Source organism: Streptomyces lancefieldiae (assembly GCF_031845825.1).
Taxonomy (GTDB): Bacteria; Actinomycetota; Actinomycetes; order Streptomycetales; family Streptomycetaceae; genus Streptomyces; species Streptomyces lancefieldiae.
On record NZ_JAVRFH010000424.1, the window covers coordinates 1 to 354 of the forward strand.

A 354-nucleotide genomic window follows, 5' to 3' on the forward strand; every position below is an offset into this window, starting at 1 on the left:
AGGTCGCCGCCCGCCACATCGCCCAGCGCGCCGGCGCCCCGCTGGTCGCGGGCACCCCGGACCCCGTCTCGGGCGCCGACGAGGTCGTGGCCTTCGCGAAGGAACACGGCCTGCCGATCGCGATCAAGGCCGCCTTCGGCGGCGGCGGACGCGGCCTCAAGGTCGCCCGCACCCTCGACGAGGTCCCCGAGCTGTACGACTCCGCCGTCCGCGAGGCGGTCGCCGCGTTCGGCCGCGGCGAGTGCTTCGTCGAGCGCTACCTCGACAAGCCCCGCCACGTGGAGACCCAGTGCCTGGCCGACACCCACGGCAACGTCGTCGTCGTCTCCACCCGCGACTGCTCACTCCAGCGCC

At 74.9% G+C, this 354-nt stretch carries 1 protein-coding gene; it reads left to right on the top strand.

The window, feature by feature from the left end:
* Window positions 1–354 (top strand): ATP-binding protein (locus RM812_RS42815; RefSeq protein ID WP_449657867.1); only part of this gene is annotated, 354 nt, incomplete at both ends.